The sequence below is a fragment of the Streptomyces sp. NPDC002499 genome, assembly GCF_053595415.1.
Genome location: NZ_JBSFXO010000001.1, coordinates 544,641 through 567,251, shown reverse-complemented (window position 1 = coordinate 567,251; position 22,611 = coordinate 544,641). Strand labels below are relative to the sequence as shown.

At 71.8% G+C, this 22,611-nt stretch carries 19 protein-coding genes; 9 read left to right on the top strand and 10 right to left on the bottom strand.

Translation table 11 applies throughout. The annotated features are described in order from the left end of the window. Together ACWD5F_RS02555 and ACWD5F_RS02550 are read left to right on the top strand one after the other, a co-directional pair. The gene (locus ACWD5F_RS02555; RefSeq protein WP_451250328.1) at window positions 1-2,379 is read left to right on the top strand and encodes a glycosyl hydrolase family 95 catalytic domain-containing protein; all 2,379 of its coding nucleotides are present in this window, start codon (window positions 1-3) and stop codon (window positions 2,377-2,379) included. Continuing rightward, window positions 2,376-3,605: an SGNH/GDSL hydrolase family protein gene (locus ACWD5F_RS02550; protein WP_451250326.1), complete on the top strand. Its 1,230-nt coding sequence runs from the start codon at window positions 2,376-2,378 to the stop codon at window positions 3,603-3,605. Before ACWD5F_RS02555 ends, ACWD5F_RS02550 begins: the two co-directional genes overlap by 4 nt. On the opposite strand, the gene ACWD5F_RS02545 is transcribed toward ACWD5F_RS02550, so the two are convergent. The 5 genes from ACWD5F_RS02545 to ACWD5F_RS02525 form a co-directional block, all read right to left on the bottom strand. Continuing rightward, complete coding sequence (locus ACWD5F_RS02545) at window positions 3,586-6,531, bottom strand: helix-turn-helix transcriptional regulator (RefSeq protein ID WP_451250324.1); 2,946 nt, start codon at window positions 6,529-6,531, stop codon at window positions 3,586-3,588. The two genes, ACWD5F_RS02550 and ACWD5F_RS02545, sit on opposite strands and share 20 nt — an antisense overlap. 73 nt (window positions 6,532-6,604) lie before the next feature. After that, a complete protein-coding gene (locus ACWD5F_RS02540; RefSeq protein WP_401723780.1) occupies window positions 6,605-6,955 on the bottom strand; it encodes a UBP-type zinc finger domain-containing protein in 351 nt (116 codons plus the stop codon). After that, window positions 6,952-8,409 (bottom strand): ATP-binding protein, encoded by a 1,458-nt coding sequence (locus ACWD5F_RS02535; protein ID WP_451250322.1) that lies wholly within the window; start codon window positions 8,407-8,409, stop codon window positions 6,952-6,954. The genes ACWD5F_RS02540 and ACWD5F_RS02535 overlap by 4 nt, the downstream gene beginning before the upstream one ends. Continuing rightward, window positions 8,406-10,082, bottom strand: a complete 1,677-nt coding sequence (locus ACWD5F_RS02530) for an FAD-dependent oxidoreductase (RefSeq protein WP_401723784.1) — start codon at window positions 10,080-10,082, stop codon at window positions 8,406-8,408. Before ACWD5F_RS02530 ends, ACWD5F_RS02535 begins: the two co-directional genes overlap by 4 nt. A 132-nt stretch (window positions 10,083-10,214) precedes the next feature. Further along, window positions 10,215-10,568 (bottom strand): VOC family protein, encoded by a 354-nt coding sequence (locus tag ACWD5F_RS02525; RefSeq protein ID WP_401723787.1) that lies wholly within the window; start codon window positions 10,566-10,568, stop codon window positions 10,215-10,217. A 60-nt stretch (window positions 10,569-10,628) separates the two neighbouring features. Here ACWD5F_RS02525 and ACWD5F_RS02520 point away from each other — a divergent pair, with 60 nt between their 5' ends. Further along, window positions 10,629-11,501 carry a universal stress protein gene (locus ACWD5F_RS02520; RefSeq protein ID WP_451250319.1) on the top strand — a complete coding sequence of 291 codons (873 nt, stop codon included), beginning with the start codon at window positions 10,629-10,631 and terminating at the stop codon, window positions 11,499-11,501. Between the two features lie 34 nt (window positions 11,502-11,535). On the opposite strand, the gene ACWD5F_RS02515 is transcribed toward ACWD5F_RS02520, so the two are convergent. The 3 genes from ACWD5F_RS02515 to ACWD5F_RS02505 all read right to left on the bottom strand — a co-directional run bounded on the left by ACWD5F_RS02515 (window position 11,536) and on the right by ACWD5F_RS02505 (window position 14,358). Continuing rightward, window positions 11,536-12,771 carry a DUF4032 domain-containing protein gene (locus ACWD5F_RS02515; RefSeq protein WP_451250318.1) on the bottom strand — a complete coding sequence of 412 codons (1,236 nt, stop codon included), beginning with the start codon at window positions 12,769-12,771 and terminating at the stop codon, window positions 11,536-11,538. Between the two features lie 41 nt (window positions 12,772-12,812). Further along, window positions 12,813-13,559, bottom strand: a complete 747-nt coding sequence (locus ACWD5F_RS02510) for an MBL fold metallo-hydrolase (RefSeq protein WP_451250316.1) — start codon at window positions 13,557-13,559, stop codon at window positions 12,813-12,815. 172 nt (window positions 13,560-13,731) lie between these two features. Continuing rightward, on the bottom strand, window positions 13,732-14,358 hold the full coding sequence (locus ACWD5F_RS02505) for an alpha-ketoglutarate-dependent dioxygenase AlkB (protein WP_451250314.1): 627 nt from the start codon (window positions 14,356-14,358) through the stop codon (window positions 13,732-13,734). Between the two features lie 172 nt (window positions 14,359-14,530). Here ACWD5F_RS02505 and ACWD5F_RS02500 point away from each other — a divergent pair, with 172 nt between their 5' ends. Together ACWD5F_RS02500 and ACWD5F_RS02495 are read left to right on the top strand one after the other, a co-directional pair. Continuing rightward, entirely contained in the window at window positions 14,531-15,157 is a 627-nt protein-coding gene (locus tag ACWD5F_RS02500; RefSeq protein WP_401723798.1) for a TetR/AcrR family transcriptional regulator, read from the top strand. Between the two features lie 86 nt (window positions 15,158-15,243). Continuing rightward, entirely contained in the window at window positions 15,244-16,917 is a 1,674-nt protein-coding gene (locus tag ACWD5F_RS02495) for an FAD-binding dehydrogenase (protein ID WP_451250312.1), read from the top strand. A gap of 36 nt (window positions 16,918-16,953) precedes the next feature. On the opposite strand, the gene ACWD5F_RS02490 is transcribed toward ACWD5F_RS02495, so the two are convergent. Continuing rightward, window positions 16,954-17,304 carry a DUF488 domain-containing protein gene (locus tag ACWD5F_RS02490; RefSeq protein ID WP_451250310.1) on the bottom strand — a complete coding sequence of 117 codons (351 nt, stop codon included), beginning with the start codon at window positions 17,302-17,304 and terminating at the stop codon, window positions 16,954-16,956. A gap of 157 nt (window positions 17,305-17,461) precedes the next feature. Here ACWD5F_RS02490 and ACWD5F_RS02485 point away from each other — a divergent pair, with 157 nt between their 5' ends. Genes ACWD5F_RS02485 through ACWD5F_RS02470 form a run of 4 tightly spaced genes read left to right on the top strand, consistent with a single transcriptional unit; the run spans window position 17,462 to window position 22,245 of the window. Next, window positions 17,462-18,883, top strand: a complete 1,422-nt coding sequence (locus tag ACWD5F_RS02485) for a M1 family metallopeptidase (protein ID WP_451250308.1) — start codon at window positions 17,462-17,464, stop codon at window positions 18,881-18,883. Window positions 18,884-18,924: 41 nt separating this feature from the next. Continuing rightward, a complete protein-coding gene (locus tag ACWD5F_RS02480) occupies window positions 18,925-19,692 on the top strand; it encodes a L,D-transpeptidase family protein (RefSeq protein ID WP_451250306.1) in 768 nt (255 codons plus the stop codon). Window positions 19,693-19,711: 19 nt separating this feature from the next. Continuing rightward, complete coding sequence (locus tag ACWD5F_RS02475; RefSeq protein WP_451250304.1) at window positions 19,712-20,410, top strand: response regulator transcription factor; 699 nt, start codon at window positions 19,712-19,714, stop codon at window positions 20,408-20,410. Next, window positions 20,407-22,245, top strand: a complete 1,839-nt coding sequence (locus tag ACWD5F_RS02470) for a sensor histidine kinase (protein ID WP_451250302.1) — start codon at window positions 20,407-20,409, stop codon at window positions 22,243-22,245. Before ACWD5F_RS02475 ends, ACWD5F_RS02470 begins: the two co-directional genes overlap by 4 nt. Before the next feature lie 7 nt (window positions 22,246-22,252). Here ACWD5F_RS02470 and ACWD5F_RS02465 read toward each other — a convergent pair whose 3' ends face one another. Further along, window positions 22,253-22,522 carry a WhiB family transcriptional regulator gene (locus ACWD5F_RS02465; protein WP_401723817.1) on the bottom strand — a complete coding sequence of 90 codons (270 nt, stop codon included), beginning with the start codon at window positions 22,520-22,522 and terminating at the stop codon, window positions 22,253-22,255. Window positions 22,523-22,611 lie beyond the last annotated feature (89 nt).

The following is a 22,611-nucleotide window of genomic DNA, read 5'->3' as shown; positions in this document are numbered from 1 at the left end:
ATGAACCCCGAACCCTCCCACCTGCTGCCCAGACGCGACCTGCTCGCCATCGCCGCCGCGACCGGCGCCCTGGCCGCCCTCCCCACCTTCACCGCCTCGGCCGCGCCGCAGCGGCCCGAGGCCTCGGCCGACGACAACTCGGCCTACGGCGCGAGCGGTTCGCTCAACACGCTGTGGTGGCAGGCCCCGGCCGGCGACACCTCGATGATCGAGCAGGGTCTGCCGGTCGGCAACGGCCGCCTCGGCGCCCTCGCGAGCAACGACCCGGGCCGTGAACTCCTTCTCGTCACCGACGCCACGATGTGGACCGGCGGCCTGAACGACACCCTCGACTCCGACGGCCAGTTCCCTTACGGCCGTGCGGACTTCGGGTCCCTGACCCTGCTCGCCCGGCTCACCGTCGACATCCCCGACCACGACCTGGGCGCCGTCTCCGGCTACCGCCGCACCCTCGACCTCGACCGGGGCGTGGTGGGCGCCTCCTACGTCCGCTCTGGCGTGACGTACAAGCGGGAGATCTTCTCCAGCCGTCCCGACGACGCGATCGTCCTCCACTTCAGCCAGAACGGCGGCGGTCGCTACACCGGCACGGTCACGCTGGAGGGGACGCACGGTGAGGCCGCGGCGACCTCCTTCGGCGGCAAGTTCGCCAACGGCCTGAAGTACGGCGCCGCCGTCACCGCCTACGGCAGCGGCGGCCGGGTCACCGTGACCGGGTCGCACGTCGAGTTCTCCGGGTGCAAGGACCTGACCGTCGTGGTCAGCGGCGGCAGCAACTACGCGCCGGACTCCGCGCACGGCTACCGCGACCCCAAGGTCGACCCGCAGAAGCTCGCCCGCACCAAGGTCAACGCCGCCGCCAAGCACTCGGCCGACACCCTGCTGCGCACCCATGTCGCCGACTACCGCGCGGTGTTCGGGAAGTTCGCCATCTCGCTGGGCACCTCGACCGCCGACCAGCGCGCGCTCGACACCTGGGAGCGGATCCAGCAGCGCTTCACGAGCGACGAGCCCGACCCCGAACTCGAAGCCGCCTACGTGCAGTTCGGCCGCTACCTCATGGTCGCCGGTTCGCGCGGCAGTCTGCCGATGGGTCTCCAGGGCTTGTGGCTGGACGGCAACGACCCGGACTGGATGGGCGACTACCACACCGACATCAACATCCAGATGAACTACTGGATGGCCGACCGCGCGGGCCTGTCCTCGTGCTTCGACGCGTTCACCGACTATTGCGTCGCCCAGCTGCCCGACTGGACCGACCTGACCCGCCGGCTCTTCAACGACCCGCGCAACCGCTACCGCAACTCCAGCGGCAAGAACGCCGGTTGGACCGTGGCCATCTCCACCAACCCCTACGGCGGAGGCGGTTGGTGGTGGCACCCGGCGGGCAACGCCTGGCTGTGCACCACCCTCTACGAGCACTACGAGTTCACCGGCTCGCGCTCCCACCTGGAGAAGATCTACCCGCTCCTCAAGGGCGCCTGCGAGTTCTGGGAGGCGCGGCTGCTGACCACGACCCTGCCGGGCAGCTCGAAGGAGGTGCTGATCGCCGACAGCGACTGGTCCCCCGAGCAGGGTCCGCTCGACGCCAAGGGGATCACCTACGCCCAGGAGCTGGTGTGGGCGCTGTTCGGCAACTACGCCGCCGCGTCGGCGGAGTTGAAGCGGGACAGCGGTTACGCGGGTAAGATCTCGGCCCTGCGCAGGAAGCTGTACCTGCCCGTGGTGAGCCCGAAGACGGGCTGGCTGGAGGAGTGGATGTCCCCGGACAACCTCGGTGAGACCACCCACCGCCACCTCTCCCCGCTCGTCGGCCTCTTCCCCGGCGACCGCATCCGCCCCGACGGCTCCACCCCCAAGGACATCGTCGACGGCGCCACCGCCCTGCTCACCGCGCGCGGCATGAACAGCTTCGGCTGGGCCAACGCCTGGCGCAGCCTGTGCTGGGCCCGCCTGAAGAACGCCGACAAGGCCTACCAGCTGGTCGTCAACAACCTCCGCCCGTCGGAGAACGGCACCAACGGAACAGCGTTCAACCTCTTCGACATCTACGAGGTGGAACAGGGCCGCGGCATCTTCCAGATCGAGGCCAACTTCGGTACCCCGTCGGCCGTGACCGAGATGCTCCTGTACTCCCGGCCGGGCCATCTGGAGCTGCTGCCGGCCCTGCCGGACGCGTGGGCCGAGTCAGGCTCGATCACCGGAGCCGGCGCCCGCGGCGGCTTCGTCGTGGACCTGCGCTGGAAGAACGGCAAGCCCACCGAGGCGAAGATCCGCAGTGTCGGCGGCCGCACGACGACCGTCGCCTACGGCGGCAAGACCCGCACGGTGACCGTCAAGCCGGGAGGATCCGTGACACTGAAGGACTTCGCGCGGTGATCGCCCGCACCGCGAGAGCCGGCCGGCTCGCCGCGCTCCTGCTGCTGGCCGGCGCCGTCCAGGCGGTGCCGGTGCAGCAGGCGTCCGCCGACCAGCCCGCGTTCTCCGCCGTGGGCGCTCCCGCCGACCGGCGGGACGTCGTCACCTGGGGCGCCAGCGCCGACCGGCTGGGCGACGGTGTCGCCGACCGGGCCTACCGGCTCGTCGTGCACACCAGCGTCGGGGGCAACGGCGCGCGGATCCGGCTCTCCAACGCCTTCGGGGACCGGCCGCTCACCTTCGACAGCGTCTACGCCGGCACCCAGAAGACCGGCGCCGAACTGGTCGCCGGCAGCAACCGGCCGGTGACCTTCGAGGGCGCGCGCTCGGTGACGGTCCCGGCCGGGGCCGTCGTCCTCAGCGACCCGCTGTCCGGCCGGCTCCCCGCCGCGACGAACCTCGTCGTCAGCATCCACAGCCCGGACGCGGCGGGGCCCGCGACCGGGCACGGGATGGCCATGCAGAACTCCTACGTCACCACCGGCGACCACACGGCGGAGACGGGCGCCGCCAACTGGACCGTGACGACCGGCTCCTGGTACTACCTCGACTCCGTCTCCGTACGACCGTCCTGGGGCACCTCGGCCGTCGTCACGCTCGGCGACTCCATCACCGACGGCTGGCAGTCCACCACCGACCTCAACCGCCGGTGGCCGGACTATCTGGCCCGGCGCCTGCAGAAGGCGGGCAGCAGGATCCAGGGGGTCGCCAACGAGGGCATCTCCGGCAACAAGGTGATCGCGGACGGCGCCGGGCAGAGCGCCCTGAACCGGCTGGAGCGCGATGTCCTGTCCCAGCCGGGCGTCCGCACGGTGTTCCTCTTCGAGGGCGTCAACGACATCAAGTCCCACTCGGGCGTCACCGCCCAGGACATGATCGCCGGCTACCAGGAGATCGCACGGCGCGCGCACGCCGCCGGGAAGTGCGTCGTCGGCGCGACGGTCGCCCCCTTCAAGGGCTGGCCGGAATGGGACCAGGCTGCGGAGGCGGTCCGTCAGGAGGTCAACGCCTACATCCGCGACAACTCCGACTTCGACAGTTACGTCGACTTCGACCACATCCTGCGCAGTCCCTACGACCAGGAGCGGATGCTGCCGTTCCTCGACGGCGGCGACCACATCCACCCCAACGACAAGGGGATGGCGGCGATGGCCGACGCGGTCGACCTCAAGGCGCTGGGCTGTTGATGAGGCCTTCGCGATAGGCGATCGCCACCGCCTCCGTGCGGCTCGCGGCGCTCAGTTTGGCGAGGATGTTGGACACGTGCACGCTGGCGGTCTTGCCGGTGATGAACAACTCCTCGCCGATCTGGCGGTTGCTGCGGCCGCGAGCGAGGAGCCGCAGGACGTCCTGCTCACGGGCGGTCAGCGGTGAGGTGCGGCCGCGGTCGGCCGGGGTCTCCCCGAGCCGGCCGCGCCGGACCAGGGCGTCGATCCGCTCCAACAGGGGCCGCGCGCCCAGCCGTTCGGCCACCACTCTCGCCTCGCGGGCCTGCACGGCCGCCTCGTCCCGCCGGTCCGCCGCGAGCAGCGCCTCGGCGAACCGCGCCTGACAGCGCGCCCGTTCGTACACGTCACCGAAGTCGAACGCGGTGACCGCCTTCTCCCACGCGGCCGCGTCGGGCCCGGACACCGCACGCGTCCACTCAGCCTCGGCACGGGCCAGCCACGCCAGGCCCTCGGGACCCTGCGGGGAGCCGTCCTCGCTGCGCAGGGCCATCGTGCGGGCCAGCTCGACCAGTTCGTCCGCGGTCTCCTTCCACCGCTGCGAGGCGTCACCGGACGACCGCAGCTCCACCGCCGCGTCGGCGACCGCGGTCAGCGCGAGGGTGGCGAACCGGACCGTGGCGTCGGGCAGGTTGCCCGCGCCGTCGCTGAGCGCGGCGACCGTCACCCGCATCCGCTCCACGGCCCCCTCCGCATCGCCGCGCAGCACGGCGGCCTCGGTCAGCGCGACGCCCGCGACCAGCGTGGCCATCCAGTCGAAGTGCCCCTCCAACAGCGCCTGGGCACGATCGGCGGCGCTCAGGTCACCCCGGGCCAGCGCCACGTACAGCGCGGGTCCGCCCGCGTACCCGCCGGCCATCGGCAGCACCTCGGCGTCCGCCTTCGCGGCCCGGGCGCACTCGTCCCAGTGCCCCAGCGTGTACAGCACGAGCAGATGCAGATACCGCATCTCCAGCGGATACGGCGACGACAGCAACCCTGCCCGCCGGGCCCGGTCCAGGCCCTCGGTCACCCAAGGCAGCGAGCCCTCCAGATCACCGGACTCGAAGGCGCCCACGGCGAGATTGAACAGGGCGCGCATCTCCACCGGCATGTTCCCCGCGCGCCGCGCCAGCTCCCGGGCCTCCTTGAGCCGCGCCCGGCCCTCCGGGGTACGCCGGCCACCGGCCTCAAGAACGGCCAGCGAGACGAGGAGGTCGGCCTGCGCGTCCGGCACCTGCAACTCCTCGGCCACGCTCAGGGCTTGGCGGGCCACCTTCAGCGCCGTCTCGTTCTCCCCGACCTGCCGGGCCGTCATCACATGCGTGGCCGCCGCCCACACCCAGGTCCGGGTCGGCGGATCGGCGGGGATCATGGCGAGCGCCTCGCTGCTGTAGCCGAACGCGGCCGTCAGGCTGTCGACGCCCAGCAGATTGCCGGCCAGCGTGTACCGCACCCGGGCGGCGAGTTCGGCTTCCGCGTCCTGGCCGATGCCCGCGAGCGCGGACCGGGTGAGGGACACCGCGCGGTGCGCCTGCCCGGCGTGCGCGGCCGCCGCCGAGGCACGCAGCGTGAGCGTGACCCGGTCGACGCCGTCGCCCGCGGGCCGGGCCGTGGGATCCACCACCGCCCACAGGTCGAGGGCGGTTTCGAGATGCCGTAGCACCTCCGCGGGCGCGCCCACCCGCTGGGCGTGGTCGGCGGCCTCCAGCGAGGCGGCCAGCGCCTCCGCCAGGTCGTGGCTCTCGCGGTAGTGGTGGGCGCGCTCCGCCGCGCTCTCGGCGGGGTGGCCCCGGCCGGCCAGCAGCCGGGCGAACGCGCCGTGCAGCCGCGACCGTTCGCCCGGCAGCAGATCGGCGTAGACCGCCTCCCGGGCGAGCGCGTGCCGGAAGGCGTACGTGTCCTCGGCGCCGGAGACCAGGAGCTGACGGCCGATCGCCTCGCGCAGCGCCGACTCCAGCTCGTCCTCCGGGAGCCCGACCGCGTCGCGCAGCAGGTCGTGCTCGACGCGCCGACCGGCGACGGCGGCGGTGCGCAGCACCTGCTGGGCGGTGTCGGAGAGCTGCTCGAAGCGGATGAGGAGGACGTCGGCCAGGCCGCTGGGCACTCCGTCCGCCGCCGTGTCCGTGGCCGCGACCAGCTCCTCCGCGTAGAAGGCGTTGCCCTCGGCGCGCTCGACGATCCCGCGGACCGTGGCCTCCGGCAGCGGGCGGTCCTCCAGCGCGTGCACCAGCCGGGCCACCTCCGCGTCGGCCATGGGCCGCAGTTCGAGGCGCTCGACCGCGGGCAGCCGCACCAACTCGGCCAGGAGCGGGCGCAGGGGATGACGGCGGTGCAGGTCGTCCGCGCGGTACGACGCGAACACCGCGAGCCGATGCGTGGGCGTACCGCCCGCCGAGCGTTGCAGGATCCCGCGGCTGAGCAGGAACCGCAGCAGGTCACGGGAGGACTGGTCGGCCCAGTGCAGGTCCTCCAGGACCAGCAGCAGCGGAGCGACGTCCGAGAGGTCGGCGAGGAGCCCCGCCATGCCCTCGAAGAGCTGGAGCCGGCTTCCCACGTCGCGCGCCGCGTCCGTCCCCGCGCCCAGCAGCCGGTCGACCACCGGATGCGCGGTCAGGACGCCCGCGAACCGCTCGTCGGCCGCGAGCACCCCGAGCACCTCGGTGAACGGCAGATAGGGCAGACCGACGTCACCGAGATCGACGCAGTGCCCGGTCAGCACCGTCATCCCGGCCCCGGCGGCCCGTACGGCGAGCTCGTCCAGCACGCGCGTCTTGCCCACACCGGCGTCCCCGGCGAGCAGCACGGCCTGGGCCTGGCCGCCGCGGGCTCGCTCGAGTACGCCGGCGAGTCGGGCGACCTCGTCGTCCCGGCCGATCAGGGGTGTGGTGAATACGGTCTGCGGCACGGATCCATCCTGGCACGCGCCACTGACAACGCGGCCGGTGAGCAGGGACGACGAGGGTGCGGGGCCCGTTGGGTCAACGCAGCGTCTGCGCCCAGTTCTCCGGCACCCGGCCCGCCGGACCCGGCGTCGGCTGGTCGATCGGATGGCTGACCGGGGGCGCCAGTTCGGGCCCGGACTCGTACAGTTCGGAACTCTCGAAGTCCCAGAACCAGACCTCGCCCGGCTCGAAGCTGCGGATCACCGGATGACCGGTCTCCCGGTAGTGCGCGGTGGCGTGCTTGGCGGGGGAGTCGTCGCAGCAGCCGATGTGGCCGCACTGTGCGCAGCGCCGCAGATGGAACCACCAGCCGCCGGCCGCGTCGCACTCGACACAGCCGTTGCCGCTCGGCGGGACGCTGGGGTCGATTCTGTTGTCGCTGCTCATGCGGGCTCCTCGGGCGTCTCGTCGTCCGCCGCGGTGAGCGGCAGGAAGACCTGGAAGCGGGTGTCGCCGGGCTCGGACTCGACCTGAAGGGTGCCGTGGTGCTTGTTCACGACGATCCGCCAGGAGATGTCCAGGCCGAGCCCCGTGCCCTCGCCCACCGGCTTGGTGGTGAAGAACGGGTCGAAGATACGGCCCTTGATCTCCTGCGGCACACCGGGTCCCGTGTCGCGGAACTCCACCAGCGCCCGGTCGTTAACCCGCGCCGTGCGCACCGTCAACGTGCCTTCCCCGCCGGCGCCGTTGATGGCCTGGACCGCGTTGTCGATCAGGTTGGTCCACACCTGGTTGAGCTCCGCCGGGTACGACGGGATCTTCGGCAGCGAACGGTCGTAGTCCTTGACGACCTTGATCTGCGGGCCGATCTTGCCGGACAGCATCAGCAGCGTGCTGTCCAGGAGTTCGTGCACGTCCGCGTCCTGGTAGGGGGCGCGGTCGAGCTGCGAGTACTGCTTGGCCGCGTTCACCAGGTTCGAGACACGGGTCGTGGAGTCCTCGATCTCGTCCATCAACAGCTCGGTCTCGACCGTGTAGTTGAGCCAGCCGATCGCCGCGGGCAGGATCTGCTCGTCGACCTCCGAGGCGACCTGGTCCAGCCAGTCGACGTCCAGACCGGCCTGCACGAAGGTCGGCGCGAGCCGCCAGCCGTCCGGGATGCCGTGGTCGTCCAGCCAGTCGCTGACGGTGTCCTCGCGGTCCGAGGCCTCCAGCGGGCTGAGCGTGGGCGCCTTGGCGACCAACTCGGCGGTGCGCTCCTGGACTTCGATGAGTCCGGCCAGGTCCTCGCGCGGATACGGGCCCGCCGAGATGACGCCGAGCTTGTGCCGCATCTTCGCGACCCGCTCCCGCAGGGTCGCGGTGGCGCGGACGGCCGCCGCCGCGGGGTTGTTCAGCTCGTGCGTGAGCCCCGCCGACAACGAGCCCAGCGCCAGCAGCCGTTCACGTTGCCCGATGGCCCGCTGCGCGCTCTTCGAACCGAAGAACAGTCCCTCCAGCAGATGCACCGCCATCGGGAACCATTCCTGCATGATGTTCGAGAACGTCTCCGCGGGCAGCACGAAGAACCGGGTCGGTTCCGTGACGTGCATGGAGTTCTGGTACACGTGCTGCACCCGGTCGCCGAGGTAGGCCTGCATGGCGCCGGCGTACACCCCGCGCTGCGAGGTGCGGCTGACCTCCACGTCGTCGCCGCCGACCCGGCTGTAGAGCACCACCGTGCCCTCGACCATCACGTAGAAGCAGGTGGCCGGGTCGCCCTGGACGTACACGGGCCCCGGCTCGAACAGCTCCACCCGCCCCTCGCTGCACAGCCGTCCGAGCTGTTCCGGGCTGAGCTTCTCGAACAGGAACAGGGTCCCTATCTCCTGCGGACTGCAGGGCACCAGTTTGCCGCTCACGACTGCTCCAGATACCGGTGGACGAGCATGACTGCCATGGCTCCCTCTCCGACGGCGGACGCGACACGCTTGGCGGACTCGGCGCGGGCGTCGCCCGCCACGAACACGCCGGGAACGTTGGTCTCCAGGTGGTACGGCGGCCGGTCCAGCTCCCAGTCGGCCGGCGGACGGCCGTCGGCGGTGAGGTCGGGGCCGGACAGGATGAACCCGTGCTCGTCGCGCAGCACCGTGCCGTCCAGCCAGTCGGTCAGCGGAGCAGCGCCGATGAACACGAACATCCACTGCGCGTCGACGAGTTCCGTGTGCCCGGTGTCGACGTCGCGCAGCGTGAGCTGCTCCAGGTGGTCGGTGCCGTGCGCCGACTCGACGACGGTACGCGCGCGTACCGAGATGTTCGGTGCCTCGTTGATCTGCTGGATCAGGTAGTACGACATCGACGCGGACAGGTCCTGCCCGCGCACCAGCAGGGTGACCGACTTGGCGCCCTTGGCGAGGTACATCGCCGCCTGCCCGGCCGAGTTGGCGCCGCCGACGATGTACACGTCGTGGCCCTGGCAGGAGGCCGCCTCGGTCAGCGCCGAGCCGTAGAACACCCCGCACCCGGTCAGGTCGTGGCAGCCCGGAGCCTGCAACTGCCGGTAGGACACCCCGGTCGCCAGGATCACGCTGTGCGCGGCGACCGCCGAGCCGTCGGAGAACCGGACCGTCCGCGCGGCGCCGTTGGCCTCCAGACCCGAGACCTCGCGCGCGGTGAGGATCTCCGCGCCGAACTTGCCCGCCTGCCGACGGGCCCGGTCGGTGAGCTGCGCCCCCGACACGCCGTCCGGGAAGCCCAGATAGTTCTCGATCCGGGAGCTCTGCCCGGCCTGTCCGCCGGTCGCTGACCGCTCCACCAGCACGGTCCGCAGCCCCTCCGAGGCCCCGTACACCGCCGCGCCGAGCCCGGCGGGCCCGCCGCCGATGACGACGAGGTCGTAGAAGTCGGCCGCCGGAGTCGTCGCCAGACCCACCTGCGCGGCCAGTTCGGGCGCCTCCGGCTCGATCAGGGGCGTGCCGTCCGGAGTGATGACCAGCGGCAGCCGCTGCCCGTCCTGCCCGGCCGCCTTCAGCAGCCGCTGCCCCTCGGGCTCGTCGGCGGAGTACCAGCGGTAGGGCACCTGGTTGCGGGCCAGGAACTCCCGCACGTCCGAGGAGCGCGCCGACCAGCGGTGGCCGACCACCTTGGTGCTGGGCACCGGCCGGAAGTCACTGCACCGCCACGACTCCAGCAGGTCGTCCAGGACCGGATAGAGCTTCTCCTCCGGCGGGTCCCACGGCTTGAGCAGATAGTGGTCGAGATCGACGACGTTGATCGCGTCGATCGCCGCGCTCGTGTCCGCGTACGCGGTCAGCAGCACCCGGCGCGCCCCCGGATACACGTCCAGGGCCTGTTCCAGGAACTCGATGCCGTTCATCTGCGGCATGCGGTAGTCGGCCAGGATCACGGCGACGAGATCCCCGCGCAGCTTCAGCTCGCGCAGGGCGTCCAGCGCGGACTCGCCGGACTCCGCGCGCACGATCCGGTACGACTCGCCGTAGCGCCGCCGCAGATCCCTGGCGACGGCTCGGGAGACCCCCGGGTCGTCGTCCACGGTCATGATGACGGTCCGCGCTGCGTCGGACGCCTGTGCCATACGTCTCCACCCCGAGTGGTCGGATCTGCGGCACGGCGAGCCCCGTCGTAGGAACAGTCACCGCACCGGCTCCCGCCCATCGTAAGTTCGATCGTCCCGCTTCGCTCCGGTATACCGACAGGCGGGACGTACTCAGCCCCTGCGCGAGGAGAGCACGCAGAACTCGTTGCCCTCCGGATCCGCCAGCACCACCCACGACTCCTCGCCCTGGCCGACGTCCGCGTGCCGCGCGCCGAGCGCCAGGAGACGGGCGACCTCGGCGTCCTGGTCGTCGGGGCGGAAGTCCAGATGGAGGCGGTTCTTGATCGTCTTGCGCTCCGGCACGGTGCCGAAGAGCAGTCCGGGCAGCCGGTCCTTCTCGGGCCGGATCTCGTACTCGCCGGGCTCCTCGCCCACCACGACCCAGCCCAGCGCCTCGGCCCACCAGCGGCCCAGGGCCACGGGGTCGACCGAGTCCACGATCACTTGTTCCCATTCCAGAGCCATATGGCCAGCGTAGTGAAGACTGGCCCCGACCGACTTGGCCACGACACAGGAGGCATCCCCATGACGCGCCCGATCACCGCAGGCGTCGACGGAACCGAGGAGAGCCTCGCGGCGCTGGCCTGGGCGGCCCGGGAGGCGGTCCGCCGGGGGCTGCCGCTGCGAGTGGTGCAGGCCTGGCGGTTCCAGCCGTACGAGGCGATCGACGCGGCGGACCAGGACACGCAGGCCGGCTGGGTGCGGGACGGGCTGGCCGAGGCCGTGCGGACCGTCACCTCGCGCCACGCCGATCTGGTGGTGAGCACCGACGTCCTGGAGGGGGACCCGGTCGACACGCTGGTGGCCGTGGCGGCGGAGGCCGAGCTGCTGGTGCTGGGCTCACGCGGACACGGCCCGGTCGTCGGCTTCCTGCTCGGCTCGGTGGGCCAGCAGGTGATCGCCGAGGCCACCCGCCCCGTCGTCCTGGTGCGGGCCGGGGACGAGGCGACCGGCGAGGCCGCGGGGCGCGAGATCGTCGTCGGCCAGCAGGGCGACCCGGAGGACAGCGCCGGGACCCTGCGGTTCGCGTTCGAGACCGCCGCCGCGCGCGGGGCCGCGGTACGCGCCGTACGGGCCTGGACGCTGCCGCCGGTGTTCGCCTACAGCCCCGGCTCGATGAAGCTCCTCGACGAGGCCGGCGGTCTGGAGCCGTACGAGAAGAAGGCCCTCGCCGCGGCGCTGGAGCCCTGGCGGGAGCGGTTCCCGGACGTGCCTGTGGTCGAGCACATCGAGATGGGCAGCGCGGGGCAGGTGCTGCTGTCGGTCGCGGCGCGGGCCCAGCTGATGGTGGTGGGCCGCCGTGCCCGCCGTACGGCCGTCGGCGCGCGCATCGGATCGGTGGCGCACGGCGTCCTGCACCACGCGGACTGCCCGGTGGCCGTCGTCCCGCACGCCTGAGCCGGGCCGGGGCGACCGGCACCCAGGGTCCCGGTCACTCAGGGGTGACCGGCACCAGGGTCTCGCGGGCCTTGGGCAGCACGTTCTTGATGTAGTCCTCGACCGCCGTGTCCAGCCCTATGTCGTGCTGCGCCCGCTCGGACAGGTACCAGCGGTGTTCGAGCAGCTCGTGGTAGATCTCCGCCGCGTCCATGGAGCCGCGCAGCTCCGGCGGCACCTCCCGCACGGTGGGCCGGAACACGTCCCGGACCCACCGGTGGGCGAGGACCTCGGGGCGCGCGGCGAGGGGGTCGCCCGGGTCGAAGTCGTCCTGGGAGGCCATCCAGCTCTCCAGGTCGCTCAGCAGCCGGCGGGCCTGGTTCTCCTCGGTGTCCAGGCCGGTCAGCCGCAGCAGCTGCCGCTGGTGGTGACCGGCGTCGACGACCTTGGGCACGAAGGTGACGGTGTCGCCGTTCGAGGAGTGCTGGATCTGCATCTCGGCCACGTCGAAACCGAGCTCGTTGAGCCGGCGTATCCGGCGTTCTATGAAGTGGTACTTGCCCGCCGGATACACGGAGGTGCGGGTCAGCTCCTCCCACAGCCCCTGGTAGCGGGCGCAGATCTCCATGCCGAACTCGATCGGGTCGACGGAGGGGTGCAGCGCCCCGGAGGCCTCCAGGTCGAGCAGCTCGCCGCTGATGTTCACGCGCGCGAGGTCGAGGTCGTACTCCCGCTGCCCGTCGCTCAGTTGGGTGTGCAGGTCGCCGGTCTCGGCGTCCACGAGGTAGGCGGCGTAGGCGCCCGCGTCGCGACGGAAGAGCGTGTTGGACAGCGAGCAGTCGCCCCAGGCGAACCCGGCGAGGTGCAGGCGGACCAGCAGCACGGCGAGGGCGTCCATGAGGCGGTGCATCGTGGCCGGACGCATGGTCGTCTCGAACATCGAGCGGTACGGCTGGGAGCCGCGAAGGTGACGGGTGACCAGCACCGACTCCAACGGGGCGCCCTCGCCGTCGGTGCGGCCGGTGACCACGGCCAGCGGGTCGACGGCGGGGATGGCGAGGCGGTCCAGGTCGCGCAGCAGCTCGTACTCGCGCAGGGCAGGGCGTTCGGCGAGCTCCTTGACGGCGACGACCTCGTCACCTGCGCGCGCGTAGCGCACGACGTGGCGGGAGATGCCGCGGGGGAGCGGGACCAGGTACTCGTCGGGCCACTGCTCCAGGGGCAGCTGCCACGGCAGGGCCAGCAGGAGCGCGGGATGCTCCGGGTTGGTCGCGCTGATCTGCAGTGCCATGGCGCGTGTGTCCTTGCCTCGCGGGTGATCGTCACCTCACCTTAGAGCGCGCGCTCCCGGGCCTGAAGTGCCGTTTCGCCCACCGGTCCGCGGTGCTCGGGACCGTGCCCGGGCAGCAGGAGGTCACCGTCGAGGCCGGCCAGGACGTCCAGCGAGGCGACGGCCCGGGCACGCTCGTGGTGGAACATGTCGGGCAGGAGTTGCGGACCCTGGACGCGCGAGGTGGGGTGGCCGGTGACCAGGGCGTCGCCGGAGATCACCACCCCCGCTTCCGGGAGGTGGAAGGCCGCGTGGCCGTCTGTGTGGCCGGGCGTGTACACCGGCACGGGCCGGCCCGGCAGGTCCAGAGGGCCCGCGGTGGGGAACGCCTCCGGTTCGGCGACGGGTACATGGGCCGTGCCGCCGGACCGCATCGCGTGCAGCGCCCACGGCACGACTCCGGGCCGCCAGCTGTTCTTCAGCACCTGTCCGACGCCCACCTGGTGCAGGAACTCCCGCCGGGCGTGCGGGACTTCGGCCTCGTGCAGGTACACCGGGATGTCGTAGGCGGCGCGCAGGTACTCGGCCGACCCGATGTGGTCGTTGTGCGCGTGCGTGATCAGCACCGCCGTGACCGCCTCCGGCGCGGCGCCCACCGCCGTGAGGGAGGCCAGAAGCTGCTCCCGGTCCCCGGGGTAGCCGGTGTCGACGAGGGTGACCTGGTCCCCCTCGGTGAGGATCACCCAGTTCGTGTTGGAGCCGTGCACGAGATGCACGCCCTCGGCGACTTGTCGCACGTCCGCCCGCATGATCGCCCCGCGTCCCGATAGCCGTTTCTGCCGGTCACCACCAGCAAAGCAGACCGGAGCGGTCGCGGAACCGTCGGGTCCACGCCATCCCGCGCGCGGGACGCGAGCTGCCTCCGGCACCGTCCGCCGGAGGCAGCCCCGGCCGTGCGTCCGAAGCGGCCGCCTCTCCGCCTCAGCGCACGCCGTGCGGGCGGAACTGCACGCTGATGCGCGGTCCCGCGGCCCGGGTGCTCTTCGGTACGCAGTGCTCCCACGTGCGCTGGCAGGAGCCGCCCATCACGATCAGGTCCCCGTGTCCCAGCGGCCGGCGCACCGACTCGCCCCCGCGCACCGGACGCAGCAGGAGATCGCGGGGCGCGCCCACGGAGAGGATCGCGACCATGGTGTCCTCGCGCGCACCCCGCCCGATCCGGTCCCCGTGCCAGGCCACGCTGTCCCGCCCGTCGCGGTAGTGGCACAGCCCGGCCGTGGTGAACGGCTCCCGCAGCTCGTCGGCGTAGTGCGCGCTCAGGGTGTCGCGTGCCTCGTCCAGCACAGGGTGCGGGAGGGCGTCGTCCCGGCCGTAGAACGCCAGCAGTCTCGGTACGTCGACGACCTGGTCGTACATCGTGCGGCGCTCCGCGCGCCAGGGCACCTCGGCGGCCAGCTGTTCGAACAGCGTGTCCGATCCGCTCAGCCAGCCGGGCAGCACGTCGATCCAGGCGCCCAGACCCAGCCGCGTCCGACGGATCCCGTCGAGGGAGCCGAGCCGCAACCGGTCCGCCTGGTCGAAGAGGGAGCCCTGGAGGTGCGTGGTCATGGATCCAGCGTACCTCCTAATCGAAAATGTGTTCCCATGCGTTTCCGTCCGCTTCTCGGCTGTCCCTGATGCGGGGCCGCGAATCGGGTTCGCGACTCGGGCCCACTGTCGTCCAGGCCTTTCGATGCATTCATGTATCGGATACATTCGCGTATCGAACGGAGGTCCGGACATGACAACCGAGGACACGGCCCCGCGCGTCACCAGGCGCCGGATCCGCACGCGCGCCAATCTCCTCGACGCCGCGTTCGCCGTCTTCGCCGCCAAGGGGTTCGGGCGCGTCTCCATCGAGGAGGTCTGCGAGGCCGCGGGCTACAGCAGAGGCGCCTTCTACTCGAACTTCGCCACCCTGGACGAGCTGTTCTTCGCGCTCTATCAGGAGCGCGCCGACCTCATCGCGGACCAGGTGTCCGGGGCGCTCGCCCTGGATGGTCCCGACCTCGACGTGCCGGCCGCTGTCGACCGGGTCACCGAGGTGCTGCTGCTTGACCGTGACTGGCTGCTCGTGAAGACGGACTTCCTCGTGCACGCCGCGCGCGACCCGGACGTCGCGAGGACCCTGCTGGAACACCGCGCGAGACTGCGCGGGGCGATCCGCGACCGGCTCGCCCGGGCCCGCGGCCACGCCCGACTGCCCGCCGTGCTCGGCGACCTGGACAGCGCCGCGCACGCCGTGGTCGCCGCGTACGACGGAGTCACCACCCAACTGCTGCTGGACAAGGACATCGAGCGTGCGCGCGCCTGGCTCGGCCAACTGCTCACCGCGCTGCTGACCGACAGCGGCGACACCGCCGTATGAATCCGCAGTAGACAGCACCGCCGCAGACATCAATGCCGTACACATCACCGCCGTGCACATCACCGCAAGAAGAAGGGACGGTCGCCATGGATGCCGACGTCATCGTCGTCGGAGCGGGCCTCGCGGGCCTGGTCGCCGCGCACGAACTCACCAGCCGGGGGCGGCGGGTGGCGCTGGTCGACCAGGAGAACGCCGCCAACCTCGGCGGTCAGGCCTTCTGGTCGTTCGGCGGACTCTTCCTCGTCGACTCCCCGCAGCAGCGCCGCCTCGGCATCAAGGACTCCTTCGAACTGGCCTGGAACGACTGGCAGGGCAGCGCCGGGTTCGACCGGCAGGACGACGAGGACTCCTGGGCGGTGCGCTGGGCGCGCGCGTACGTCGAGTTCGCGGCGGGGGAGAAGCGGACCTGGCTGGAGGGGCACGGCATCAAGCTGCTGCCGACCGTCGGCTGGGCCGAGCGCGGCGATCTGCGCGCCGACGGACACGGCAACTCCGTACCCCGCTTCCACATCGCCTGGGGGACCGGCACGGGCGTCGTGGAGCCGTTCGTCGAGTACGCCAAGCAGGCCAGGCGCGACGGCCTGCTGACCTTCCACCACCGGCACCGCGTCGACGCCCTGATCGTCGAGGACGGCACAGCACGCGGCGTGCGCGGCACGGTCCTCGCCGACGACGACTCACCTCGTGGCGTGCCTTCCAACCGCGACCGCGTCGGCGACTTCGAACTCACCGCCCAGGCCGTCGTCGTCACCTCCGGCGGCATCGGCGCCGACCACGACATCGTCCGCCGCTACTGGCCCGAGCGCCTGGGCACCCCGCCCGCCGAGATGGTCACCGGCGTGCCCGCCTACGTCGACGGCCGGATGCTCGACATCAGCGCCGAGGCGGGCGTACGCCTGGTCAACCGCGACCGCATGTGGCACTACACCGAGGGCATCCAGAACTGGGACCCGATCTGGCCGGGCCACGGCATCCGTATCCTGCCGGGCCCGTCGTCCATGTGGTTCGACGCACTCGGTCGCCGGCTGCCCGACCCCTGCCTGCCCGGCTACGACACCCTCAACACGCTCAAGTACCTGCGCACCACCGAGGACATCGCGGGCTACGACCACTCCTGGTTCGTCCTCACACAGAAGATCATCGAGAAGGAGTTCGCGCTCTCCGGCTCCGAGCAGAACCCCGACATCACCGCCAAGGACAAGGGCGCCGTCCTGCGCGACCGGCTGCTCGGCAAGGGCGCCCCGGGTCCGGTGGACGCGTTCCTGCGCAAGGGTGCCGACTTCGTGACCGCCCCGACCCTCGAGCAGCTCGTCGGGAAGATGAACGACCTCACGGACAAGCCGCTGCTCGACGCGGACCGGCTGCGCCGCCAGATCGAGGCCCGCGACCTCCAGCTGGCCAACCCCTACAGCAAGGACTCCCAGGTCCAGGGCATCCGCAACGCCCGCCGCTACATCGGCGATCGCCTCGGCCGCGTCGCCACCCCGCACCGCATCCTCGACCCCGCGGCCGGCCCGCTCATCGGCGTCAAGCTCCACGTCCTGACCCGCAAGACCCTCGGCGGCATCCAGACCGACCTCGACTCCCGCGCGCTGGGCGCCGACGGCACACCGATCGAGGGCCTGTACGCGGCCGGTGAGGTGGCCGGCTTCGGTGGTGGCGGCGTGCACGGCTACAACGCCCTTGAGGGCACCTTCCTCGGCGGCTGCCTCTTCTCGGGCCGCGCGGCGGGGCGTGCCGCGGCACAGCAGACCGGCTGACGGCGGCGTCCGGCCCGTCTCCTCGCGCCAGGCCGCTCAGTCCTGGAGGAGGCGGGCCAACACGGCCGCGTGGCTCTGCTCGGGTGCCTTCGCGGAGGTGAGCAGCGTGACGGGTCCCTTGGCCGCCGACTCCCGCACGCGGTCGAGGAGTTCGGCCGCCTCGGAGGCCGCCAGCTCCGCCTCGTACCGGCGCGCGAACTCCTCGTAGGACCCCTCGCCCGCGTGGTACCAGCGGCGCAGTTCGGTCGACGGGGTGAGGGCCTTGGGCCACTCGTCGACGGCCGCCGCCTCCTTGGACAGGCCGCGCGGCCACAGCCGGTCGACCAGGACGCGGACGCCGTCCTGCGGCTCGGGCGATTCGTAGACGCGACGCACACGAACGCTCACGGCCGGGCCTCTCTCCGGGGACGGGTTGCTGCCCACGGTAGTTCGGGGAGGCCGGGTGACGCTTCGTGACTTGACCTGAAGGAGGGGGAAACCGTACGAGGTGCCCCTCTAGCCTGGGGCCGTTTGATCACCAGCCACCCCCCTTCAAGGAGCGCATGTGGAACCCCGCCGGAAAGGCACCAGACGTACCGCCGTCCTCCGCCGTGAGGCCGTCGTCGTGACCGTCCCCGTCGCCGTCGCGGCCCTGCTCGCCGCCGCCGGACCCGCGGCAGCCGGCACCACCGGCGGATCCGGCGTCGGCGACCCGTACTTCCCGCTCGCCGGGAACGGCGGCTACCACGTCGAGCACTACGGACTCACCCTCGGTTACGACACCACGAGCCGACACCTGACCGGCACCGCGGTCCTCACCGCCCGGGCCACTCAGAAGCTCACCCGCTTCGACCTCGACTTCACGGGCCTCAAGATCACCGCCCTCAGCGTCGACCATGTCAAGGCCGGCTTCCGGCGCAGTGGGCAGGAACTCGTCGTCACCCCGCGCCACGCCCTGCACAAGGGCCAGAAGTTCCGCGTCACCGTCGCCTACAAGGGCACCCCGAAGCCGGTCACCGACCCCGACGGCTCGCCCGACGGCTGGATCCCCACTGACGACGGCGCCTTCGTCGCGGGCGAACCCCAGGGCGCGATGACCTGGTTCCCGGCGAACAACCACCCCAAGGACAAGTCCTCGTACGACATCACGATCACGGTCCCCAAGGGGCGCACCGCGGTCTCCAACGGCGTGCTCCTCGGGCAGCACACCGCGCACGGGAAGACGACGTTCCGCTGGCGGCAGCGCGAACCCATGGCCGCCTATCTCGCGACGGCCACCGTCGGGAAGTTCCAGGTCGAGCAGTACCGGACCCGGGACGGCATCCAGGTCTACAACGCGGTCGACGCGCGCGAGGCCGCCGCCGCGGCCCCCGTGCTCAAGAAGCTGCCGTCCGTGCTGGAGTGGGAGAGCAAGCTGTTCGGGCCCTACCCCTACCGCGCGGCCGGATCGATCGTCGACCACGCGCCCGACGTCGGGTACGCCCTGGAGACGCAGTCGCGTCCCGTGTACGACTCGGCGCCCGACCTGAGCACCCTCGTGCACGAGAACGCCCACCAGTGGTTCGGCGACTCCGTCTCGCTGACCACCTGGAAGGACATCTGGCTCAACGAGGGCTTCGCGACCTACGCGGAGTGGCTCTACAGCGAGCAGCACGGCGGCGACAGCGCGCAGAAGTCCTTCGACAAGCTCTACGCGCGCCCGGCGAGCGACGGCTTGTGGGAGTTCCCGCCCGGCAACCCGGGCAGCGGCGCCAACATCTTCGGCACGCCGGTCTACGCCCGTGGCGCGATGACCCTGCACGAACTGCGCACGGCCGTCGGCGACCCGGCGTTCTTCCGGATCCTGCGGGCCTGGGCGGCCGAGCACCACGACGGGAACGGAACGACCGCGCAGTTCGTTCGACTCGCGGAGCGGGTGTCCGGAAAGGACCTGAACGGGCTGTTCCACACCTGGCTCTACACGGCGGGCAAGCCGAACAAGCCCTAGAACCTGACGAGTTCCTGATAAGTCTGGGTCAAGGTCGAGTCATGATCACGCGCAGACCTCACGTCGCCCTGCTGGCCGCGTCCCTGCTTCTGACGGGATGCGGCAGCGGTGCCGTGGCGTCGCCGGGCCAACCGGCCGGCGCCGCGGCGGAGCGCGGAGCGCCCGCCTCCACGACGACGACCCCCACCTCGCCCTCGCCGGCCATGTCCGCCGAGGCCGCCCGGCTCGAACTGCCGGGCCTCGGGCCCAAGACACTGGCCCAGGTCCCCTCCAGTGCCCGACAGGCCGTCGTGGTCACCGGCCGGGGCAAGAACTCGTCGACGTCCGAGGTCGTCCTGTACGAGCGCACCTCCACCGGCTGGCAGCCCGGCGAGAGCTGGCCCGCGCACAACGCGCTCAAGGGCTGGAGCGACCACCACATGGGCGGCGACCTGCGCTCACCGATCGGTGTGTTCGGACTCACAGACGCCGGCGGCCTGCTCCGCGACCCCGGCACCAAGCTGACGTACGACCAGGGCTACGGCTTCCAGTCGCCCGGTACGGGCTTCGAGGGCGAGCCGCTGGAGGGCTCCTTCGACTATGTGATCGCCATCAACTACAACCGGCAGCCCGGTACTTCACCCTTGGACTGGACCCGGCCGCTCGGCGCGGGCCGTGGTGGCGGGATATGGCTCCACGTCGACCACGGGGGCCCCACGCACGGGTGCGTGAGCATCGCCGAGAAGCACATGGAGCAGCTGCTCCGGACGCTCGACCCGCGCCTCCACCCCGTCGTCGTCATGGGGGACGCCGCGTCCCTCGCCCGCTGAAGCGCTTAGGATCCGCCGGGTGTGCGCACATGTGCTGGTCGCCGAGGACGACGAGATGCAGGCCGAGCTCATCCGCCGCTCCCTGCTGGCGGAGGGCCACACCGCCACCGTCGTGCACGACGGCGCGGCGGCGCTGGACGCCGCCCGCAGGCTGAAGCCCGACCTCGTCGTCCTGGACCTGATGCTCCCGGTGATCGACGGCTTCGGCGTGTGCCGGGTGCTGCGCGGCGGCGACGCCGAGATACCGGTGCTGATGCTCACCGCGCGCTCCGAGGAGGACGACGTCCTGCTCGGCCTGGAGCTGGGCGCCGACGACTACATGACCAAGCCGTACAGCCCGCGCGAGCTGATGGCCCGGATCCGTACGGTGCTGCGGCGCAGCGGGCGCGCCGACGGCGTACGGGAGGAGCCCGTCGTCCGCGCCGCCGGGCTGACGGTGGATCCGGTGCGGCACGAGGTGCGCTGTGACGGGGTGCCGGTGGAGTGCACCCCGGCCGAGTTCCAGGTGCTGCTGGCCATGGCGGGGGAGCCGGACCGGGTCTTCTCCCGACGGCAGTTGCTCCAGGTCACCCGCGGGCTCGACCGGGCGTCCACGGAACGGGCCGTCGACGTCCACATCATGAACCTGCGCAAGAAGATCGAGGCCGATCCGCGGCGGCCCGTACGGCTGCTGACCGTGTTCGGGGTGGGCTACAAGCTCAGCGGCGGCCGGGCGTGAAGCGCCGGATACCGCTGCGCAAGCGGCTGCTGGTACGGCTGTTGCTCACCTCGGCCCTGATCGCCGTGTGCTCGGTGGCCGCGACCGCCTGGCTCGCGGTGACGACCACCACCAGCGCGCTCAAGGAGGAACAGGGGCAGGATCTCGCCGCCGACACCAAGATCCTCGCGCAGCTCAGCGGCTACGCCGCGACCCACCGCGACTGGTCCGGAGTCCAGAAGACCGTCACCGCCCTGGCCGCCAGGACCGGCCGGCGCATCGCGGTGACCACCACGGACCGCACGCTGGTCGCCGACTCCGCGCCCCGCCGCACCTCCCTGCCGCCCCGGCCCGCCGCCACCATCGACCCCCTGCACACCGACACCTACAGCGAGTCCGGGGCCCAGCTCAGCGGGATCGATCCCCGCGCGGTGGGCCCGTACCGGCTGACGGCGGGCGAACGCAAGGAGGTGGACCTGATGATGCAGAAACTGCGGGGCTGCTACCAGCGGTTCGGCCTCGGCCAGGTGAAGATCGTGCGGGCCCCGAGCGGGCGTTCCGTCCTTCTCAACGAGGACGGAACGAGTGCCGGGATCCCCTATCAGACCGATTGCGGTTACGGGTACGACGAACCGACCAAGACGGAGAGCAGGGCCCTGTCCGCGCTCCAGCAGCGCGCCGGGTCCTGCGTGAAGGACAAGGGAGTCGGCGGCGTCGAACCCCTGTTCCTCTACCTGGACCCCACCCGCGACACCGTCCCGGGCCACTTCGTCACCTCCAAGTACGCCCGGCCCGCCGGCGCCGGAGCGGACACCGACCGCATCGTGCAGAACTGCATCGACAGCGCACGACGTGCCCAGCTCGACCCCTACGTCGCCCCCGTGGCCGACCTGTTCCTCGGCATCGGCGACCAGACCGTGCCCCGCTTCGACATGTCCCCGGCCAACAAGGCGAAGATCGTCGGCGTGGCCGGTCTCGTCCTCGCCGTCACCGTCGCCATGACGGCGCTGGTCGCCACCCGGCTGGTCCGCCCCCTGCGCGCGCTCACGACAGCGGCCCAGCAGCCGCCGGAGCAGCACGTCCGTGTCCCGGTGACCACCCGCGACGAGACCGGCATCCTGGCCGAGGCGTTCAACGACCTGACCGAACGGCGGGAGCGGATAGAGGTGCAGCGCAAGGCGATGGTCAGCGACATCGCCCACGAACTGCGCAGCCCGCTCACCAACATCCGCGGCTGGCTGGAGGTCACCCGCGACGGCGTCGTCGCCCCGGACCCCGCCCTGCTCTCCTCCCTGCACGACGAGGCGATGGTCCTCCAGCGGATCATCGACGACCTCCAGGACCTGGCGGCCGCCGACGCCGGCACCCTGCGGCTGCACCGCGAGCCGGTGCGCGCCGACGAACTGCTCGACCAGGTCGCCGCCGCCCACCGCATCGGAGCCGACGCGGCCAAGGTCACCCTGCGCACCGAGACCGACGGCGAGCCCTGGCTCGACGCCGACCCGGTGCGGATGCGGCAGGCGCTCGGCAACCTGGTCTCCAACGCCGTACGGCACACACCGCCGGACGGCACCGTCACGCTGGCCGCCCGGCGCGTGGGCGACCAGGTCGTGTTCACCGTCCGGGACACCGGCTCGGGCATCGCGGCGGACGATCTCCCGCACGTCTTCGACCGGTTCTGGCGCGCCGAGAAGTCCCGCAGCCGCCGCACCGGCGGCAGCGGCCTGGGCCTCGCGATCGTCCGCCACCTGGTCGCCGCGCACGACGGCACGGTCGAGGCGGCGAGCGAACCCGGCGCGGGCGCGGAGTTCACCCTGCGGGTGCCGATCGCGTCCGCGCCCGCACCGGACAGCTGAGCCGGGGCTACCCGCGCTTCAGCCGTGCCTCTTCACGCCGTCGGCGCAGTTGCAGCGCGCGCCGCTCCGTCTCGTCGGTGCCGCCCCAGACGCCGAGGCACTCCCCGGTGTCCAGGGCCCAGCGCAGACACCGCGCCCGCACCGGACAGCGTCCGCAGACCTCCTTCGCCTGTTCCGTCTGCAAGAGGGCCGGGCCGGAGGTGCCGATCGGGAAGAAGAGGTCGGGGTCCTCGTATCGGCATGCGGCCTGGTCTCGCCAGTCGTCCGTCAAGTCCATCAAAGTCACCTGCGATCGAAGTCGTCCGTGCCCTCGCGGATGGCTTACTCGCTTCCGGGTGACCTGTCGATGCGCAAGTGAAACCAAGG

What these genes read in the sequence shown, in the direction of transcription:
- ACWD5F_RS02555 (WP_451250328.1), top strand. Translation starts at nt 1, where the DNA reads ATGAACCCCGAACCCTCCCACCTGCTGCCCAGACGCGACCTGCTCGCC.
- ACWD5F_RS02540 (WP_401723780.1), bottom strand. Translation starts at nt 6,955, where the DNA reads ATGAGCAGCGACAACAGAATCGACCCCAGCGTCCCGCCGAGCGGCAAC.
- ACWD5F_RS02530 (WP_401723784.1), bottom strand. Translation starts at nt 10,082, where the DNA reads ATGGCACAGGCGTCCGACGCAGCGCGGACCGTCATCATGACCGTGGAC.
- ACWD5F_RS02525 (WP_401723787.1), bottom strand. Translation starts at nt 10,568, where the DNA reads ATGGCTCTGGAATGGGAACAAGTGATCGTGGACTCGGTCGACCCCGTG.
- ACWD5F_RS02520 (WP_451250319.1), top strand. Translation starts at nt 10,629, where the DNA reads ATGACGCGCCCGATCACCGCAGGCGTCGACGGAACCGAGGAGAGCCTC.
- ACWD5F_RS02515 (WP_451250318.1), bottom strand. Translation starts at nt 12,771, where the DNA reads ATGGCACTGCAGATCAGCGCGACCAACCCGGAGCATCCCGCGCTCCTG.
- ACWD5F_RS02510 (WP_451250316.1), bottom strand. Translation starts at nt 13,559, where the DNA reads ATGCGGGCGGACGTGCGACAAGTCGCCGAGGGCGTGCATCTCGTGCAC.
- ACWD5F_RS02505 (WP_451250314.1), bottom strand. Translation starts at nt 14,358, where the DNA reads ATGACCACGCACCTCCAGGGCTCCCTCTTCGACCAGGCGGACCGGTTG.
- ACWD5F_RS02500 (WP_401723798.1), top strand. Translation starts at nt 14,531, where the DNA reads ATGACAACCGAGGACACGGCCCCGCGCGTCACCAGGCGCCGGATCCGC.
- ACWD5F_RS02495 (WP_451250312.1), top strand. Translation starts at nt 15,244, where the DNA reads ATGGATGCCGACGTCATCGTCGTCGGAGCGGGCCTCGCGGGCCTGGTC.
- ACWD5F_RS02480 (WP_451250306.1), top strand. Translation starts at nt 18,925, where the DNA reads ATGATCACGCGCAGACCTCACGTCGCCCTGCTGGCCGCGTCCCTGCTT.
- ACWD5F_RS02465 (WP_401723817.1), bottom strand. Translation starts at nt 22,522, where the DNA reads ATGGACTTGACGGACGACTGGCGAGACCAGGCCGCATGCCGATACGAG.